Source organism: Kribbella sp. CA-245084, from assembly GCF_050942355.1.
Classification (GTDB): domain Bacteria; phylum Actinomycetota; class Actinomycetes; order Propionibacteriales; family Kribbellaceae; genus Kribbella.
Map to the genome: position 1 here is coordinate 3,210,811 of NZ_CP192053.1, position 17,499 is coordinate 3,228,309.

A 17,499-nucleotide genomic window follows, 5' to 3' on the forward strand; every position below is an offset into this window, starting at 1 on the left:
GGGGCTCCACCCGCGGACCACGGCGGGTAGGTGAGCCTGTCTGCCTGCGTCACAGTGGTCCGGCTCGCCACCCGGCTCCAGTTGGAGACGGGTGGCCTACGGTTGCGGGTCAGCGCCGGACTTCGACCGGCTTCCCTGTGACGCAGACGTGTGGTTCGACCGGAACTCTACTCTGTGACTATTCGGCCGACGACAGACTCATCGGCCCGTAGACCTCACGGTTGTCCTCGAGCAGGTAGACCTGGCTGACGCCGCGGTCGGCCAGATCGCGCCAGACCTCGCCCAGCCAGCTCTCCGCGTCACCCTGGGCCGAGAACTCCGCCCCGCCGACCTCACCCGGGTCGACCAGGGCGCCGGAAGCGGTCTCGAACCGCCAGTTCCAGCTCATCACGCCACCCGCGCTTGCGGCGAGTTCTGCGCGGTCTTGGCCGGGTCACGCTCGACGATGCCGCCGAGTACCTCGTCGATCCGCTTGAGCAGACCGTCGTCCAGCTTCACGCCGGATGCCTTCACGTTCTCGGTGACCTGCTCGGGCCGGGAGGCGCCGACGATCGCGGAGGAGACGTTCGGGTTCTGCAGCACCCAGGCGACCGCCAGCTGGGACAGGGACAGGTCGACCTCGGCCGCGATCGGCTTCAGCTCCTGGACCCGGGTCAGCACGTCGTCGGTCAGGAAGCGCTTGATGAACGTCGCGCCGCCCTTCTCGTCGGTGGCCCGGGAGCCCTCCGGCGGCTGCTGACCGGGCAGGTACTTGCCGGTGAGCACACCCTGTGCGATCGGCGAGAACACCACCTGGCCGATGCCGAGCTCCTCCGAGGCCGGGACCACCTCGGCCTCGATCACCCGCCAGAGCATGCTGTACTGCGGCTGGTTGGAGACGAACGGGATCCGCAGCTCGCGGGCCAGCCGGTGGCCCTCCTGCAGCTGCTCCGCGGTCCACTCCGAGACACCGATGTACAGCGCCTTGCCCTGCCGGACGACGTCGGCGAACGCCTCCATCGTCTCCTCCAGCGGCGTCTCGGTGTCGTACCGGTGCGCCTGGTAGAGGTCGACGTACTCCGTGCCGAGCCGCTTCAGCGAGCCGTTGATCGACTCGTGGATGTGCTTGCGGGACAGGCCGGTGTCGTTCGGGCCCTTCGGGCCGGTCGGCCAGTACACCTTGGTGAAGATCTCCAGCGACTCGCGTCGCTCACCGGCCAGCGCCTCGCCGAGCACCGACTCGGCCGCCGTGTTGGCGTAGGTGTCCGCGGTGTCGAACGTCGTGATGCCGGCGTCCAGCGCCGCCCGCACGCAGGCCTTCGCCTGCTCGTTCTCCACCTGCGACCCGTGCGTGAGCCAGTTCCCGTACGAGATCTCGCTGACCTTCAAACCGCTGTTGCCGAGAAAGCGAAAGTCCATACGCCTGACCCTACAGTCAGGTCAGGACGGCTTCTCGCCGCGTTTCACCATCGGCTTCGGCAGCCGCCAGCGACGCATCTGCATGGTCCGGCGAACGGCGTAGAACCCGAGGCCCTTGGTCGACTCCTTCGGGAACTTCACCCCGACCGACTTCTTCAGGCCGGCCGTCAGCAGGAACCAGTCCGCCGCGATCAGCAGGATCATCGCCAGGAACAGCAGGTTGACCATCCCGGCCAGCCACGGGAACTGCGGCGAGAACACCACGCCGACCAGCGACACCACCAGCAGGATCGGCAGCGCGAACTCCATCACGGAGTACCGGGCGTCGACGTAGTCCCGGGCGAAGCGGCGCACCGGGCCCTTGTCGGCAGCGGGCAGGTACCGGTCGTCGCCGGTCTGCATGGCCGACTGCATCTTGCCCCGCTCGGTCCGCACCTTCTCCCGGCGGATCGCCGAGGCCTCTTTGCGGTTGCGTGGCTTTTTGAACGCCGCCTTGCGCGCCGCCTCGGCGTCGCGGCGGCTCGGGGTCGGGCGACCCTTGCCTCCCGCCTTGCCCTGGGGCTCGGCGGGTACGGTGGTATCTGTTTCAGACTTGGAACGACGGAACACGGGGTCAGAACCTCATTCGCAGGGCAGGTCGCGACTCGGGGTGGTCCCCGGACCTCCTTACCACTTTATCGGGGCCGGTCCTGATGGTGTGGTGACCCATAGGGACATAGGGTGGATGACACGCACGCCGGGTCGTCAGTCCGGCACAGAAGGGGTACGGATATCGATGAGCATCTTCAAGCGGATGTCGACGATCTTCAAGGCCAAGGCGAACTCCGCCCTGGACAAGGCCGAGGATCCTCGCGAAACCCTTGACTACTCGTATCAGAAGCAGCTCGAGCTGCTCCAGAAGGTACGGCGGGGCGTGGCCGACGTGGCCACCAGTCGCAAGCGGGTGGAGTTGCAGGCCTCCCAGCTGCAGTCCCAGTCGGCGAAGCTGCAGGAGCAGGCCCAGAAGGCGCTCTCGATGGGCCGTGAGGACCTGGCCCGGGAGGCTCTGACCCGCAAGTCCGGGCTGCAGGGCCAGATCGACGACCTGACCACGCAGCACGCCCAGCTGCAGGGTGAGGAGGAGAAGCTGACGCTCGCCTCCCAGCGGCTGCAGGCCAAGGTCGAGTCGTTCCGGACCCGCAAGGAGACCATCAAGGCCACCTACACCGCGGCCGAGGCGCAGACCCGGATCAACGAGGCCTTCTCCGGCATCTCCGAGGAGATGAGCGACGTCGGTCTCGCGGTCCAGCGGGCCGAGGACAAGACCCAGCAGATGCAGGCCCGGGCCGGTGCGATCGACGAGCTGCTCGCCTCCGGCGCGCTCGACGACGCCAGCGGCACGGTCAAGGACAACATCACCCTGGAGCTGGACCGGATGTCGTCCGGCTCCGACGTGGAGAACGAGCTGGCCGCGATGAAGGCCCAGCTCTCCGGCGGCAGCGCGCCGAAGGAGATCTCCGGTGAGGCACCGGGCGCGGCCCAGCAGTCCGCCCAGACCGCCCAGCAGCCAGTGCAGCCGGCCGCCGAGCCGGTGAGACCTCAGGACGGAGATGTTCGGTGATCGTTCGCATCATGGGTGAGGGTCAGTGGCGACTGGCCGACGAGAAGCTCGACGCGCTCAACACCGTCGACGGCGACCTGGAGAAGGCCGTGTCGTCGGGTGACGAGACCGCGTACCAGTCCGCCTTCGGCGCGTTGCTGGACTTCGTCCGGTCCGGCGAGAAGGTGCCGGACGACGAGCTGCACGACTCCGACGCCATCCTGCCCCCGTCGGACAGCTCGCTCGCCGAGATGCGTGAACTGATCAGCGGCGACGGCTTGATCGCCGGCTGATCACTTGAAGTAATCATTTGAGACCCCTGGGGCCCCGAAAACGGGTCCCAGGGGTCTTTTGCTGTGAGCGGGGTGGCGCGCCGGTAAACACTGGTGATCAGTGCTTTTGTCCGCCGCGTTCCCGTAGTACTGTCTGGGTCACGCCGTTGTGGGGGCGGCGTTGGGCGAAGTCCGTGACGGGGAGTGGGTTGGTCACGGGTTTCGGTATCACCTGTGGGGGGTGACTGTGCGTGACTGAGTTTGTCATGTCCGAAGGGCTCGCTGAACCGGCTGATCTAAGGCCGGCGCCGTCAGGGGAGCGTCGTCGGCCGGTCTGGGTTGTTCCGGACGAAGTGCCGGCAGTGTTGCCGCGCTCGGCCCGGTTCACCGAGGCACGCTGGGTGGCGAAGTACCGTCGGGCATCGTTCGCGGCTGATCTCGGCGCCGGGGTGATCGGTGCCGCGCTGGCGCTGGTGGCCCGGTTCGGGGCCTCGATCAACCTCGGCTACTTCGTGCTGGGCGCATTGCTGCCGATCGCGTGGATCGCGTGTGTGGCTTTGCAACGCGGCTACGAGACCAGGTACTTCGGCACCGGACCGGAGGAATTCCGCTCGATCATCCGGGCCGCGGTCGCATTGACCGCGGTGGTCGCGATCACGTCGTACGCGACCAAGAGTGAGGTGGCCCGAGGGTTCGTGATCCTCGCGGTGCCGACGACCTGTATCGCGGCGATGGTCGGCCGGTGGTTCCTGCACCGGCAGATCTCCTGGCGGCGGTTCGCCGGCCGGTGCATGCGCCGAGTACTCGTTGTCGGACGCAACGACCAGGTGATGACGCTGACGCGGCACCTGGAGGAGCGGCCGGCCGACGGGTACGTCGTGGTGGCGAGCTGTCTGCCACGCGGCGACGTGTTCGAGGACGCCGAGTTCGAACGGCTGGGCCGGACCGAGATGGACATCCTGGCCGGCGTCGACCAGTTCGACGTCGAAGTGGTCGCTGTAGCTGCCGATCCGGAGCTGGCCGGGCACTCGCTGCGCAAGCTGTCCTGGGCGCTCGAGCAGCGCGGGGTCGAGCTGATCGTCTCGCCGGGCATCGTCGAGGTAGCCGGTCCGCGGATCTCGATCCGGCCGGTCGCCGGCCTGTCGTTACTGCACCTGGAGCGGCCGTCGGTGAGCGGCGGACCGCACATGCTGAAGACCATCTTCGACCGCGTGGTCGGATGCCTGCTGCTGCTCGGGATCTCGCCGATCCTGCTGGTCACCGCGCTGCTGGTGAAGCTCACCAGTCGTGGGCCGGTGCTGTTCCGGCAGATCCGGGTGGGCCGCGGCGGGGAGCAGTTCCAGATGCTGAAGTTCCGCACGATGGTGGCCGACGCCGAGGCCCGCAAGGCCGAGCTGCACGCGTTGAACCAGGGCAACGGGATCCTGTTCAAGATGCGTGACGACCCGCGGATCACGAAGGTCGGCAAGTACCTGCGGCGGTTCTCGATCGACGAGCTGCCACAGCTGGTGAACGTGCTCCGGGGGGACATGTCACTGGTCGGACCGCGGCCGCCGCTACCGGCCGAGGTCGCGCAGTACGCGATCGACGACGCACGCCGGATGCTCGTCAAGCCGGGCCTGACCGGCCTGTGGCAGGTCAGCGGTCGCAGCGACCTGACCTGGGAGGAGTCCATGCGGCTCGACCTGCGGTACGCCGACAACTGGTCGATCGCGCTGGACCTGCTCATTTTGTGGAAGACCGCTCGTGCCGTGCTGGGGAGCGACGGCGCGTACTGAGGCAACGCATTTCATGGCTGTGCATTTTTTATGGAAGTGCATTCCCGAGGGGGGAATTCGTGACTGCTGTACTGGAAGGATCAGCCGTGGCTCGATCCGAAGCCGCGACCTTGGTGATCGAGGCCGCGGCGGGGGACCAAGGGGCCTGGAGCCGGCTGGTCGACCACTATGCACGGCTCGTCTGGGCCGTAACCCGCAGTTTCCGGCTGAGCGACAGCGACGCCGCTGACGTCTCGCAGATGGTCTGGCTGCGGTTGCTCGAACACATCAACCGGGTCGACCCCGAGCGGGTCGGCGCCTGGCTGGTCGTCACCACCCGGCGCGAATGCCTGCGGGTGCTGGCGTTCCGCAAGCGGGTGCTGCTGACCTACGAGGCGACGGCGTTCGAGGACGTGGCCGGTGACCTGCCCGAGCTGGACGCCGACCTGCTGGCCGGCGAACGGGCCGACGACGTACGACGCGCGCTGGAAAGCCTGCCGGACCGCTGGCAACAGCTGCTCGGCATGCTGATGTCCGACCCGCCGGCGCCGTACGCCGAAATCTCCGCGACGATCGGGATCCCGATCGGCAGCATCGGCCCGATCCGCGGCCGCTGCCTGGAGAAACTCAGACTGCTGCTTGCCTCCTGAGGCAGCAGAGCCCGGTCCGGGTCGCAGATCATGTTCTGTTCAGAGCATGATCCACGCGGTCCGGACCGGGCGTTGTGCTGTGCCCGGCCAGCGGAGCAGGAAGCTGACCAGCCGGGCGCCGTTCGGTCCCTCGGCGTCGCCGCCGCGGGACTCGACCACGACCGGACCGGACGGCGAGACCCGCAGCTCGATGGTCAGACCGGTCCGGCCGCTCTCGTGGATGTCCACGTCGAGCGTGGTGCCGTGACCGGAGAACCGCAACCGGCGTACGTCGCCGGAGCCGGGGGCGTCGAGGATGCTGTCGAAGATCAGGTCGAGTACGTCGAGATCCCGCTCGTGCCGCCCGAACGCGGCGTAGCCGACCGAGCGGAGCAGGGCGATCTGCTCACCGACCGCACGCTCCGGCGGCCCGATCATCACCGCTCACCGCTGACTTTGATCACGCTGTCGGTGTCCTGCCCGTACGGCGCACCCTGCCAGCTGGCCCAGTTCACCCCGTTGCCCTGCTCGTGCACGATGAAGTTCCACGGGCCGGCATACGTGTTGTTGAAGAACCGGTTGCCCTGGTGGAACGTGATCGCGTCCTGGATCGTGGCCTTCTGGTACGGCGACCAGGTCGGGAACGTGCCCCAGTTCGAGAACAGCCCGTTGTAGCCGCAGCCGGTGCGGACCGCGCAGGTCTTCCCGATGTTGTCCGGGTCGAGCGCGAAGACGTTGTCGTGCACCCGCACGTTCTGTGTCTTCCACCGGCAGTCGCTGATGTACGGCGGGTTCTTGATCGTGGTCGCGTTGCAAGTCTTGGCCGTGACGACCGACGGGTTCACCAGGGTGCCCGAACCGGTGCTGGTGTTCGCGGCCGACCCGGCGAATCGGTCGGCGTTCTCCCAGAGCACGACGCCGGCCCAGTTGTCGGTGAAGGCGTTGCCGCTGATCTCGAAGGTCTGGTTGAACACCCCGGGCGCCCGCGGGTCGCTGCCGGACTCGGAGATGTACAGCGCCGGCGTCGGGAAGCCGGCGTTCTCCGGACCCTTGCCGAGGCCGTTGCGGACGAAGGCGTTGCCGCGGATCCCGGCGTTGTAGCTGGTCTCGTAGATCAGGCCCTCGGCCGCGTTGCCGGAGATGTAGTTGCCCTCGATCACGAAGCCGCTGTTGTTGGTGTCGGCCCACAACCCCGCGCTGTGGTTGTCGTGCACCCAGTTCGCGCGCACGACCGCGCCGGTGACCTCCCAGAACTTGCCCCCGCCGGTGCAGCCGCAGCCGCCCTTGAGCCGCTCCCAGTCGTCGGTGTTGTTACCGGCGATCTCGTTGTGGTCGATCGTGATGCCGGCCACCTTGCCCGGGTTGTAGGCGTTGAAGCCGTACTGGCCGTTCTCGGAAAGACAGTTGCTGCGGACAACGTTGTGGTCGCCGATCATCAGCCCGGCGCCGGCGTTGTGCTGGATCGTGTTCGCCTGCACCGTCCAGCGGGCGGCCGCGTCGTGGTTGACGACGCCCTCGTCGTTGTTGGTCCGCGGCGCCCCGAAGTTCTGGATGGTCAGGTTCCTGATCGTGACGCCGGTCGCGTACCCGGTGAACGCGTACCGGTTCTTCTTGCCGCCGTCGAGGATCGCTCCGGGCGCCCCGAGGTACACGTTGCCGTCCTTCGGGATGACCTGGGCGAACTGTGCGGTGCCGAGCCGGTGCGTGCCCGGTGCCAGCCAGAACGTGGTACCGGCCGGGTTCTGGGTGGTGAGGTCGTTCACGTTCTGAGTGGTGCTGACCACGACCGCACCGGCCGGAGCCGTGGCCGGGCCGTCAAGTACCTTCGTGTTCCCGCAGATCCTCGCCGGTGGTGCCGTCGGCGCGGGCGGGGCGGGCGACGTGGTGGAGCCGGGCGCGGACGGGACGGCGTCGGCCTTGTCGGACGAGCCGTTGTTGAGAACGGTCAGTCCGGCAGCGACCAGGGCGGCCGCTACAACAAGCCCCCCGGTCGCCAGGACGGGCGGACGGCGGTACCACGCGCGAGCTGTGGGCGGCTCGCGGCGTTGGGTGCTGTTTCCTTCGGGGGGCATGGCGTCCTCGACCTCAACGGTGGGCGGTGACAGGGTGTTCGATCGCGTACCGGTAGATCTCGAGCAATTGCTCGATGCTCCGCTCCGGCCGGTGTTTCGTCTCGTACGTCGTGCGCGCCTGCCGGCCGAGCTCGTCGTACCGCGCGGGGGACGCGTCGACGTCCAGCAGCAGCTTGGCGAGCGCATCCGGACGGCCCGGCTCGAACAGCGCGCCGTCGACTCCGTCGGTGATCAGTTCCGGGAACGACCCGTGCGCCGAGGCCAGCGGCGGTACTCCGACCGCCATCGCCTCGATCACCACCAGGCCGAACGTTTCCTCCCACTCCGAGGGCAGCACGACCCCGCGCGACTGCCCGATCAGCTCGAACACCTGCTCCTTGCTCATCAGCCCGCGGAGGTCCACCGACGGCCGGGTGGCCGCCCAGGCGGTCACCTCGTCGAGCATCGGCCCGCCGCCGGCGATCACGAGCTTGAGCGCGTCGTCACCGGCGACAGCGCGGTACGCGTCCCAGCCCTTCATCAGCAGCGGAGCGCCCTTGGCCGCGTCCAGCCGGCCGACGTACGTCACCTGGCGTTGCCGCGGTCCGCCGACGGGCCCGTCGTACGGCACGGCGTTGGGCTTGATGAACGACCGCTCCGGATCGAAGTTCATTGCCCCCAGCAACCGACGCTGCGACTCGGAGATGAAGATGTACGCCGACACGAGGTTGCGCCAGCTGCGGCGGTGACCGCGGGCGTTGAGCACCGTGGTCGACGTCGCGAGCGCGGATCCCCGGTAGCAGCGATGGACGACCGCGGGGGTCGGGTTGCCGCCGGCGCAGTCGTGGCACACCTCGCCGTTGCGGAAGAAGTCACCGCTGGCGCACAGCAGTTTGTAGTTGTGCAGCGTGATGACCACGGGTACGCCGGCCGAGCGGCACGCGTACAGCACCGACGGGCTGAGCAGCGGGAACGTGTTGTGGACGTGGACGACGTCGGGCCGGTGTTCGGCCAGCGCCGTCGCGAGATCGCGCCGGCTGGTCGGGTTCCAGACCACCCGGCCGGGCAGCGTCGCCTTCTGTAAGGCGGACCAGTTCTCGATGTCGTCGCTGTGCCGTTCGAAGTGCCGGACGTCGTGCCCGAGTGCGGTCAGCGCCGCGCTCTCCTGATCGACGACCCGGTTCTCGCCGCTCGGTGCGGTCGACCGGTATCTGTTGTGTACCAGCAGGATCTTCATCGTGGTCCCTCGCGGGTCGACGTGTTGTAGACGAGTGAAGCGGCCAGCGTCAGGTCGAGCAGGTACGACGACGCCTCGCTCAGCCCGCTCTCGGTGAACGAGGCGATCACGCAGTACGTGACCAGGAAGAGTGCGAGCGCCCGGTGCGGGCCCTGCGGGCGGAACCAGGCGGCGATCAGCACGAACAGCACGAGCATGATCGTGATCGCGACACCGACCAGCCCGACGTCGTAGTAGGTGCCGAGCCAGTTGCTGTCGATCGGCAGGCCGTTGAACGATTTGTTGGACAACCCGAAGCCGAACAGGGTCTCGAAGGTCGAGCGTGGCTGGGCCAGGATCGCGTCCCACACCGCCTTGCGTCCGGTCAGTGCGCCGAGCTCCTGGGCATCCTGTCCGCGGGCGAGCCAGGTTGTGACGACCGAGCTGAGCGTGAGCGCGCCGACCGAGAAGACGACGATGCCGATCGTGAAGGCCTTGCGTACCCGCGAGCGTCCGGTGAACAGACTCAGCCCGGCGATCAGTACGCCGACCACCAACGCGAGCAACGCGGTCCGGGTATGCGTGAGCAGCAGAATCGGGAAGCACACCACCACGCTGGTGAGCGCGATCCAGCGGCGGAGGTGGCCGGACATCCAGAGCACGATCGACAGGCCGGCGGCGCCCGCGGTGTAGTGCCCGACCTGGGTCGGCGGGATCGGCCAGAGGACGCCGGCGAGGCGGTTCTCGGTCATCGCCAGACCCGGTGCGACGAGCAGGCCGACGACCACCGAGCCGACGATCGCCCACAGGACCATCAGGTGGGTCCGCACCAGCAACATGTCGCGGCGGGGCCACCACGGCGTCAGCAGCCACAGCACCACAGCGAATCCGCACAGCCGTCCGGCCCGGAACAACGCACCGAACAGGAACTCGGCCCGGATGCTGGCCAGCAGCGCTTCGGCGGCCAGGACCATCACCAGGAAGACGAAGACGCTCGGCCGGATCCGGACCGGCCGGTTCACCGACAACGCCACCATCAACGCGCCGACCAGCGCCCCCTGGGCGATCAGCTTGCCGACCGATCCGGGGATCGGCAGGATGTGCGGCGCACCCGGGAAGAACGTCATCACGTTCAGCACCAGCAGCGCCCACGCCAGCTGCACGCGGTGCCGCCGCCGTACCTCCGGTGCGACGACCCGCCGGGTGGGGCGGTGGCCGATCCGGGTGGTCAGCTGGGTACCGAGGCGGGTGGTGATCGTCGTCATCGGCGGAACATCTCGACATCCACGCTCAGCGGACGTCCGGACTCGGCCTCGGTCACGCCGACACCCTCGTCGGTGCGGTCCGGACGCAGTACGACGGCACTGTTGATCTCGAGCCCGGCCAGCCGCAGCATCTCGCCGGTGGCCTGGATCTTGGTCGTGGTCGACTGACCCGCGGTCACCACGACGGTGGCGTTGGACGCCCACGTGGCCAGGTGATCGGCGCCGAGCTCCGGCGTCAACGTGGCAAGAGTCAGGACGACGTCGGCGACCTCCCAGGCCGAGTCGAGCGCGATGTCACCCGAACCCGACGGCCGGTTGCTGTCGCTCAGGTGCAGGTAGCAGCCCTGGGCCGGGCCGCGGGTCTGGTCGGGCCGGTGGACGTCGACACGCTGCCCGGGCGCGCTGAAGCGCGACTCGTGCGTTCCCGGCGTCTTGACTCCGAGGACCCCGGCCAGCCGGCCGGTCTCGGTCAGGTCGGCAACCAGCACATGCTTGCCGTCCTCGGCCAGTGCCACCGCCAGCGACGCCACCACGAGCGCACAGGTGTTCACGTCGTCGACGCTGACCACGGCCATCGCCGGTGTGGGGTGCTCACCCCAGAAGATGCGCTGATCGAGGTGCTGCATCATCAGCTGCACTTCCGGCGCGGTCCGCTGCGAGGGACGCAGGTACCGCGGCCGGGGGAGCAGCTGCAGACGCGAGGGTCGCGGGCTGCTCAGCCGGATCCGGGCGCCCAGCGCCTGCGAGATGTCCTGTCGCTTCCACAGCCGGTCCGAGATCAGCGCGCGTACGACGACGAACGCCAGGCCGATGAACAGACCGGCGATCAGGCCGGTGCCGGCGTTGATCACCAGCGTCTTCTTGAGCGAGACCGGTACCGGTGCGGCTAGGTCGAGCACCCGGCTGCTGTTCATCCGCAACGCCTCGACCTGCGAGTCGAGCAGCTGCTGCCGGACGTACACGTACTGGTCGCGGGCGGCGCCGAGCCGGACCCCCTCCGGGCTGTTCGGGTGCTTCAGCTCGTTCGCGGTCGGGTCGTCGCCGGTTGCGCGGACTGCCTGCTCGGCCACGGCCAGGTCGTTCTTGGCCTGGGCCTCGTCACGCACGAGCGGGGCGTCCTGCAACGCGATCTGCTCTTTGCGGTAGATCAGGAAGACCTGCGCGATCACGCCGGCCAGCTTGGTCGCGTCGTCGCTGGTCTTCCCCGCCGCGTTGATCTGGAGCACCCGGTCGGTGTTGGCGACAACGGTGTACTCCTTCAGCAGGTCGTCCTGGCTGATCGGCAGCTTGAGCAGGTCGATCACCCGCTGCGCCACGGTGTGCGTGGTCGCCAGGCTGACGTCGGTCGCCATCGCCTTGGTCGGGTCCTCACCGTCGCGATGGGTGATCAGCAACCGGGTGGCGGACACGCTCGGAGCGGGCAGCGCGAAGGTGGATCCGAGTCCGACGAGAAAGCCCACCATCGCGAGCACGACCCAGACCCGCAGGTGGCGGCGGATCGCGTCGCGGAGGAACCGCAGCGTGACCAGTGCGTCCGGCGGGTGCGCGTTCGTCGGCTGGTCGTCGAACAGCCCGTCGTCGTCCGCCCAGGCTGGATCGCTCACCACTGGTTCCGTGTACGGCTGGTTGCTCATTTGGTCCTCCTCGCGGTGCCGGTGAGGAGGGTGGGCAGCCGCGAGCTCGACCGGCGCATCGACTGGGAGACGCGCCCGATGGTGCGGTCCGTCGGGTCCGGATCGGTGACGACGATGCCGTCGATGGAACGGTCGTCGGCCGCCGCGGCAACCGCGAGCCGGGCGAGTTCCTCGGCGGTGACGGTGCCGGCCGACAAGGCGATGATCGTGTTGGTCGTCGGCTCGGAGCCGACCACGATCGGGTCCTCCCGGTCGACGACGATCAGATGGATGCTCAGCGTCGGGTCACCCGACGGTTCCTGGTGCGAGTCGACCACGATCGAGGTGGTGATGCCGATGGAGTTGGCCAGCGTGGCCAGCTGCGGGCCGAGCGGCAACGCCTTGTCGTCGCCGGCGAACGAGAGGACGGCCAGCGAGACCGGTGCCTGGCCCTTCACGTCCAGGCCGAGGTGGTGCAGCGTCTTGCGCAGCCCCCATGCCTCGACCGCTGTCGGTGAGTAATGCTCGAGAAGATAGGCCCAGTCGGACACGTCGTTGGCCTGGTACGACGAGACCGACGCCAGCACCGGCAGCCCGACCGCGTCGGCGATCTCGTCCCGCAGCCGCAGCCGGCGGTCGCCGCGCTCCTTGGCCAGGACGCCGATCGATCCGACCACCGCGCCGATGAGGGCGCCGAGAAGTCCGTAGATGCCGAGATGAATCGGCACGTTTCCACCACGTGCGGTTGTCGCCTGCTCCAACACCCGTGCCCCCGTTTTCTTCCCCAGATCGCCGGGCAGGTTCTGGTCTGTGGTGACGAAGACCAGGTAAACCCCGGCAACAGCGTTCGCCAGTGCCATCGACTGGCTGGCCGTCGTACCCTTGGCGTCGATCTTGATGACGTCCTCGGTGACGGCGGTGACCTTGACCCGGCTGCGGACGACCTCGGTCGTCAGCGGCGGGTTCAGGTTCTGCCCGGCGCTTTTCAGCACCGGCTCGCTCTCCGCGATGAACACCTGCGTGTCGGTGCTCTGCGTACCGGCGGCCTTCTCCGCGTCGGTCGTCGGCGCCGGCGGCAACACCACCAGCGAGGTGGCGGTGTGCAGCGGCGGCACGAAGAACCCGATCGCGACCCCGGCGAACAGGCCGGCTGCCGCCACGGCCGCAACGATCCAGCGATGCCTGCGAATTGCCCGCCAGGACTTCTTGACGTCGAGCTGCTGTGCGCTCACAGTCCCCTCCAGTCGAACGCCACGTTCGGTCTTGTTAATAGAGGGCGGCGAACGGAGGGTGATACAGCCTGATCGGGCCGAATGGCGGTCAGGACCGGAATCGGAAGATGCTTACCGCCGGCTGCTCCGGCAGCAGGGTTCCGGTACCGACGAGTGTCGTGATCGGGACCTTGCGGCCGAATCGCGGTGAGTACCAGCCCAGCAACGGATCGTCGCCACCGCGGTGTGCTGTCCAGGTCAGTCCGGCCGGCAGTTCGACGATCGCCGACCCGGTGGACCACTCCAGCCGTCCGGTCGACCGGTCCAGCTCGACGGACACCTCTGGCCCCAGATGCCAGGCAATACGTACGTCGGACCCCGCATCCAGCCGGTCCTCGACCCGCAGTACGCCGTGGTCGAGTACTGCGGTACGCCGGTGCGTGACAGGTGAATCGCCGACGCGGTAGCCGTCGTGTTCGGCTTCCCAGGTGTTGGGCGCGTGCCGGCGTACCTTGCCTGTCGCGCCGCGCAGCCAGAGGAACGCTCCGCCCAGGGTGGACTGTTCGGCGCCTCCGACCTCGACGGTGTTGTGGGCGATCGTGGAGCGGAAGTAGTTCCGCCACTCCTCTTCACCGTGGTAGCAGTACGTGCCGGGGTCGGCCAGGATGTCGACGCCGTCGACGCGGACCTCGAGCGAGAGGGCGTCGGAGTGCGCGTGCGCGGCGATAGAGAGGAAACCGTGCGGACCGGCGTCGGCGCGGCACCAGATCTCCGGGCCGTCGTCGTCGCTGCGCAGAATCGTCAGACCGGCGTCCTCGAAGTGATCCGGTCGTACGGCGGGGCGGTCCGGCTGCTGGGCTTTGACCAGCGAGCTGATGATGTACGACGTCGCAGTGGGCGGGCTGTCCGGCCACCACGGCGCTGCACCGACGGCAGCCGCGCCGAGCGACAGGAACGCCGACCAGTGGTGGATGTCCGGCGGATCAAGGACCAGGACCATGCCCTCGTCGTCATCGCCCTGGCGTGGTGGCCGGAGCGAGGTGTCGACGATTGCTGCGGCCACGTCGATCGTGCGGGTGAGCAGCGCCCACGTGTGCTGGCTGAGCGGGTGACCGGACCAGTCTGCCTCCAGAGCGGCGTACAGGCCGAGCTCGGAGACGAAGCGGTGGTAGTCGGTGGCCAGCTCGCGGTTCACGCCGGAGGGGAACGTGTTGGCGTCTAGTTCCTTCTCCAGCAGCGCTGCCGCGTCCTGGCGCCAGCGGTTGCTCTTGGTGAACCAGGGGAACGCGCAGGCGGCGACAAGCTGACCTGCGGCCTCGGCGATCACATGGTTGTTGGCCGAGGACCCGTGACTCTGGAACGCGGCCAGGTAGCGCTGGTGCCAGTAGATCTGCTGGTGCGCCAGCTCGTTGTGCTCGAACAGGTCGGTGATCTCCGGCCAGTCGTTCAGCAGCCGGCGGATCCACGTCCAGCTGATCAGGCGGATGCCGATCTCGATACCGCTGGCCCAGTGCACTCCGGACAGGAACGGGTTCGTCCGCCACCAGTCGTTGAGGTGGTCGGCCACACGTTCGGCGTACCGGTCGTCGTGGGTCAGGAACCAGGCGGCGGCCAGCTGGGTCAGGTGGTGGTGGCGGGACAGCTCCCACACCTGCTTGATGTTGCCGACCGCTTCCTCGTTGCGGTGGTTCAGCTTGAAGACGTACTGCGCCGGGTCCGACCGGCGGCCCGTGATCGGGTCGCGGAACCAGTCCGGTTTCGTCAGGTCGGTCCGGTCGACGCCGAGTACTTCGAGATTGCCGGCCATGATCGCGTCGGCCGTCTGGATGACGGCCTTGCGGGCGTCCTCCGGTACTGCGCAGGCGGTGTGCGCTGGCAGCGTCGTACTGAACGTCAGCTCTTTGCGGAGCGGAAGGTGAACGGCCGTGTTCTGCCCGGGCCTGACCTGTTGGTAGGCCCAGGCAGTACGGCGTCCGGTATCGCGAGCGCGCAGGATGAGTTCGGTGGGGGACATCCGGCGCAGGCGGCGGACGTACCAGCCCAAGGGCTGGCGGCTCACACCTTCCCCTGACCGGGGCGGTGGGGTGGGGACAGAATTGACTCAGCTTTGCCTGAGGCCAGGCTCCGGTCTACTGCGATGGTGGCGCGGGTGGTGGCGACGAGCTCGTCGAAGGAGATCGGCATCGGGCCGCCGGACTTCACCGCGGCGACGAACTGTGCCAGCTCGGTCTGCTGGCCCTTGTCGGTGCTGCGGGACTTCTTCGTCGACGGTTTGCGGCCGGCCCACACCGAGGCGCTCTGGAAGTTGTCCAGGCGCCCGTTGCGGCCGCCGCCGGTGATGTCGAGCGTCTCCTTCGGGGAGCGCGAGTTGCCGCCGGCGACGTAGTTGATCGTGCCGACCGAGCCGTTCGCGAACCGGAGTGTGACGATCACGTCGCCGGTGTCGGGTCCGGGTACGGCGTACACCTCGGTCGGGAGGCTGTTCAGCCACCAGGTCAGGGTGTCGATGAAGTGCCCGCCCTCACCGGCGAACCGGGTGCCTTCCTTGCCGGCGTCGAGGTACCAGCTGGTGGAGTCGAGCTTGCCGGCGTTGACCAGGTAGCGCAGCGAGAAGGCGCCGCCCGGGTCGCCGAAGCGGCCCTTCAGGTCGGTCAGCAGCGGGGCGAACCGGCGGTTGAACCCGACCATCAGCCGATCGTTGCCGGTGGCATCAACCGTGGCGACGATCCGGTCCAGCTCCTCGTCGGTCAACGCCAACGGCTTCTCGACGAAGACCGCCTTCCCGGTCTCGAGCGCCCGGCACGCCAGCTCGGCGTGCGTACTGTGCCGCGTCACGACGAAGATCGCGTCCAGGCTGTCGTCGGACAGGACCTCCTGCGCATCCGTAGAAATCTGCTCAAACCCGAACCGCCGCTGAGCATTAGCCGCCGACAACGACTTGTTGGTAGCAACCCGAGCCAAGACGGCGTCTTCGTCCTTCTGCAAATGCGGCAGAAGCATGCTCGACGCATAGTTCCCCGCCCCCACAAACCCCAACCGGGCGGCGCCGGCGGGAGCCGGTCGCCCGGCCGGCTCCCGCCGGCGGTTGTCATCAAGCCCCGAGCCACTCCTGCTACCGGCCAGCGTGCCCGCCCCGGCGCTACCCGCCGCGCCGCCTACCGATCCGGCGCCGTGCGCCGCGCCGTTCGCGCCGGCGACCGTGCCGGCTGCGGCGCTATGCGGCGCGCCGTTCGCGCCTGCTACGGCTCCGTTGGCACCGGCCAGCGTGCTCGCTCCGGCGCCACCTGCCGTGCCTGCTGCACTACCGGATGCTGCCTCTTCGGTCTCTGTCTTTTCCGGGCCGGCTTCGGCGCGGAGCGCCGGAGCCGGCACGTCGTTTGGGTATTCGAAGAGGAAGCCAACGCCTGGGAGGGCGCCGGAGCTGAGTTGTTGGTAGACGTTTGTGGCGTCGGTGATGGGGAACTGGCCGGCGATGAGGCTGGCTACGTCGATTTGTTCGCGGGCGATCAGGTCGATGAAGCATTCGAGGTTGCGGCGTTCGGTCCAGCGGACGTAGCCGGCCGGGTAGTCGATGCCCTGGAGTTCGTAGCGGTCGTCGTAGCGGCCGGGGCCGTAGGAGCGCGAGAACCGGACATCCAGTTCCTTGTCGTAGTACGCGTTCCAGGGCAGATCCAGCTTGGTCTTGCCGATGTCGACGACCCGGGCCCGGTCGCGCGCCAGCCGCGCAGCCGTCTCGACCGGACCGTTGGAGTGACCGCCCGCGGCCAGCAGGATCCGGTCGGCACCCAAGCCGTTCGATGCCTCAAGCAACGACCGTTCCAGCGAAGCGATACCTGCCTCGTCGGGGGAGGAGCACGCGAGCGCACCTGCCTTCTCCGCCATCCGGCAGCGGTCCGCGACCGTGTCGATGCCGAACACCCGCACCCCGGCCGCGACCAGCAGCCGCACCACGAGCTGCCCGACCAGACCGAGCCCGATCACCACAGCCGTCTCGCCGAGCTGCACCTCAGCCTGCCGCACACCCTGCATCGCGATCGCACCAACGGTCGAGAACGCCGCCTGCTCAGCCGGCACGCCGTCCGGCACCGGCACGCACAGGTTCAACGGCACCCAGTTGTACTCCGCATGCAACGCGAACTCGTTCCCCGCCGCGGCCACCAGTTGCCCGACACTGAACTCCTCCGCGCCGGCGCCCACCTCGACGACCACACCGCACAGCGAGTACCCGAGCGGCGTGTACGAGTCGAGCTTGTTCATCACCTTCTTGTAGGTGTTCAACGCGCCCTGCTGCGCAACGGAGTCCAGCACCTTCCGCACCTGGTCCGGCCGCGCCTTCGCCTTGCCGACCAGCGACAGCTTCGCCTCGCCGACCTTCATCAGCTCGGTACCGGTCGAGATCAGCGAATACAGCGAACGGATCAGCACGCCACCGGGCGCACAGGTGGGCGGAGGCACGTCCAGCACAGCCAGCTCACCGGACTTGTAGTTCTGTGCAACCTGCTTCATGT

15 protein-coding genes and 1 riboswitch are annotated in these 17,499 nt (G+C 68.3%); of the genes, 4 read left to right on the plus strand and 11 right to left on the minus strand.

Annotation, left to right across the window (positions count from 1 at the left end):
- Positions 1 to 44: 44 nt before the first annotated feature.
- A riboswitch (cobalamin riboswitch) is annotated at positions 45 to 179 on the minus strand.
- From ACQPYH_RS15495 to ACQPYH_RS15505, 3 genes are all read right to left on the minus strand, one after another.
- The gene (locus ACQPYH_RS15495) at positions 179 to 388 is read right to left on the minus strand and encodes a hypothetical protein (RefSeq protein ID WP_130446846.1); all 210 of its coding nucleotides are present in this window, start codon (positions 386 to 388) and stop codon (positions 179 to 181) included. (Overlaps the previous riboswitch by 1 nt.)
- The gene (locus tag ACQPYH_RS15500) at positions 388 to 1,398 is read right to left on the minus strand and encodes an aldo/keto reductase family protein (protein ID WP_130446845.1); all 1,011 of its coding nucleotides are present in this window, start codon (positions 1,396 to 1,398) and stop codon (positions 388 to 390) included. Before ACQPYH_RS15500 ends, ACQPYH_RS15495 begins: the two co-directional genes overlap by 1 nt.
- 21 nt (positions 1,399 to 1,419) lie before the next feature.
- A complete protein-coding gene (locus tag ACQPYH_RS15505) occupies positions 1,420 to 2,007 on the minus strand; it encodes a DUF3043 domain-containing protein (protein ID WP_432891801.1) in 588 nt (195 codons plus the stop codon).
- Positions 2,008 to 2,173: 166 nt separating this feature from the next.
- Here ACQPYH_RS15505 and ACQPYH_RS15510 point away from each other — a divergent pair, with 166 nt between their 5' ends.
- From ACQPYH_RS15510 to ACQPYH_RS15525, 4 genes are all read left to right on the plus strand, one after another.
- The gene (locus ACQPYH_RS15510; RefSeq protein ID WP_432891803.1) at positions 2,174 to 2,998 is read left to right on the plus strand and encodes a PspA/IM30 family protein; all 825 of its coding nucleotides are present in this window, start codon (positions 2,174 to 2,176) and stop codon (positions 2,996 to 2,998) included.
- Positions 2,995 to 3,270 (plus strand): PspA-associated protein PspAA, encoded by a 276-nt coding sequence (pspAA, locus tag ACQPYH_RS15515; RefSeq protein ID WP_328998620.1) that lies wholly within the window; start codon positions 2,995 to 2,997, stop codon positions 3,268 to 3,270. Before ACQPYH_RS15510 ends, pspAA begins: the two co-directional genes overlap by 4 nt.
- 380 nt (positions 3,271 to 3,650) lie before the next feature.
- Positions 3,651 to 5,027 (plus strand): sugar transferase, encoded by a 1,377-nt coding sequence (locus ACQPYH_RS15520; protein ID WP_432891807.1) that lies wholly within the window; start codon positions 3,651 to 3,653, stop codon positions 5,025 to 5,027.
- 86 nt (positions 5,028 to 5,113) lie between these two features.
- Positions 5,114 to 5,656, plus strand: a complete 543-nt coding sequence (locus ACQPYH_RS15525) for an RNA polymerase sigma factor (protein ID WP_432891809.1) — start codon at positions 5,114 to 5,116, stop codon at positions 5,654 to 5,656.
- A 39-nt stretch (positions 5,657 to 5,695) separates the two neighbouring features.
- On the opposite strand, the gene ACQPYH_RS15530 is transcribed toward ACQPYH_RS15525, so the two are convergent.
- From ACQPYH_RS15530 to ACQPYH_RS15565, 8 genes are all read right to left on the minus strand, one after another.
- Positions 5,696 to 6,073, minus strand: a complete 378-nt coding sequence (locus ACQPYH_RS15530; protein ID WP_432891812.1) for a hypothetical protein — start codon at positions 6,071 to 6,073, stop codon at positions 5,696 to 5,698.
- A complete protein-coding gene (locus ACQPYH_RS15535; RefSeq protein WP_432891814.1) occupies positions 6,073 to 7,707 on the minus strand; it encodes a right-handed parallel beta-helix repeat-containing protein in 1,635 nt (544 codons plus the stop codon). Before ACQPYH_RS15535 ends, ACQPYH_RS15530 begins: the two co-directional genes overlap by 1 nt.
- A gap of 13 nt (positions 7,708 to 7,720) precedes the next feature.
- Positions 7,721 to 8,923, minus strand: a complete 1,203-nt coding sequence (locus tag ACQPYH_RS15540) for a glycosyltransferase (RefSeq protein ID WP_432891816.1) — start codon at positions 8,921 to 8,923, stop codon at positions 7,721 to 7,723.
- The gene (locus tag ACQPYH_RS15545; RefSeq protein ID WP_432891819.1) at positions 8,920 to 10,167 is read right to left on the minus strand and encodes an O-antigen ligase family protein; all 1,248 of its coding nucleotides are present in this window, start codon (positions 10,165 to 10,167) and stop codon (positions 8,920 to 8,922) included. The genes ACQPYH_RS15540 and ACQPYH_RS15545 overlap by 4 nt, the downstream gene beginning before the upstream one ends.
- Complete coding sequence (locus ACQPYH_RS15550; RefSeq protein WP_432891822.1) at positions 10,164 to 11,801, minus strand: YveK family protein; 1,638 nt, start codon at positions 11,799 to 11,801, stop codon at positions 10,164 to 10,166. Before ACQPYH_RS15550 ends, ACQPYH_RS15545 begins: the two co-directional genes overlap by 4 nt.
- Positions 11,798 to 13,012 (minus strand): Wzz/FepE/Etk N-terminal domain-containing protein, encoded by a 1,215-nt coding sequence (locus ACQPYH_RS15555; protein ID WP_432891825.1) that lies wholly within the window; start codon positions 13,010 to 13,012, stop codon positions 11,798 to 11,800. Before ACQPYH_RS15555 ends, ACQPYH_RS15550 begins: the two co-directional genes overlap by 4 nt.
- Before the next feature lie 88 nt (positions 13,013 to 13,100).
- On the minus strand, positions 13,101 to 15,050 hold the full coding sequence (locus ACQPYH_RS15560) for an alginate lyase family protein (RefSeq protein ID WP_432891828.1): 1,950 nt from the start codon (positions 15,048 to 15,050) through the stop codon (positions 13,101 to 13,103).
- Positions 15,047 to 17,497, minus strand: a complete 2,451-nt coding sequence (locus tag ACQPYH_RS15565) for a bi-domain-containing oxidoreductase (RefSeq protein WP_432891831.1) — start codon at positions 17,495 to 17,497, stop codon at positions 15,047 to 15,049. Before ACQPYH_RS15565 ends, ACQPYH_RS15560 begins: the two co-directional genes overlap by 4 nt.
- Positions 17,498 to 17,499 lie beyond the last annotated feature (2 nt).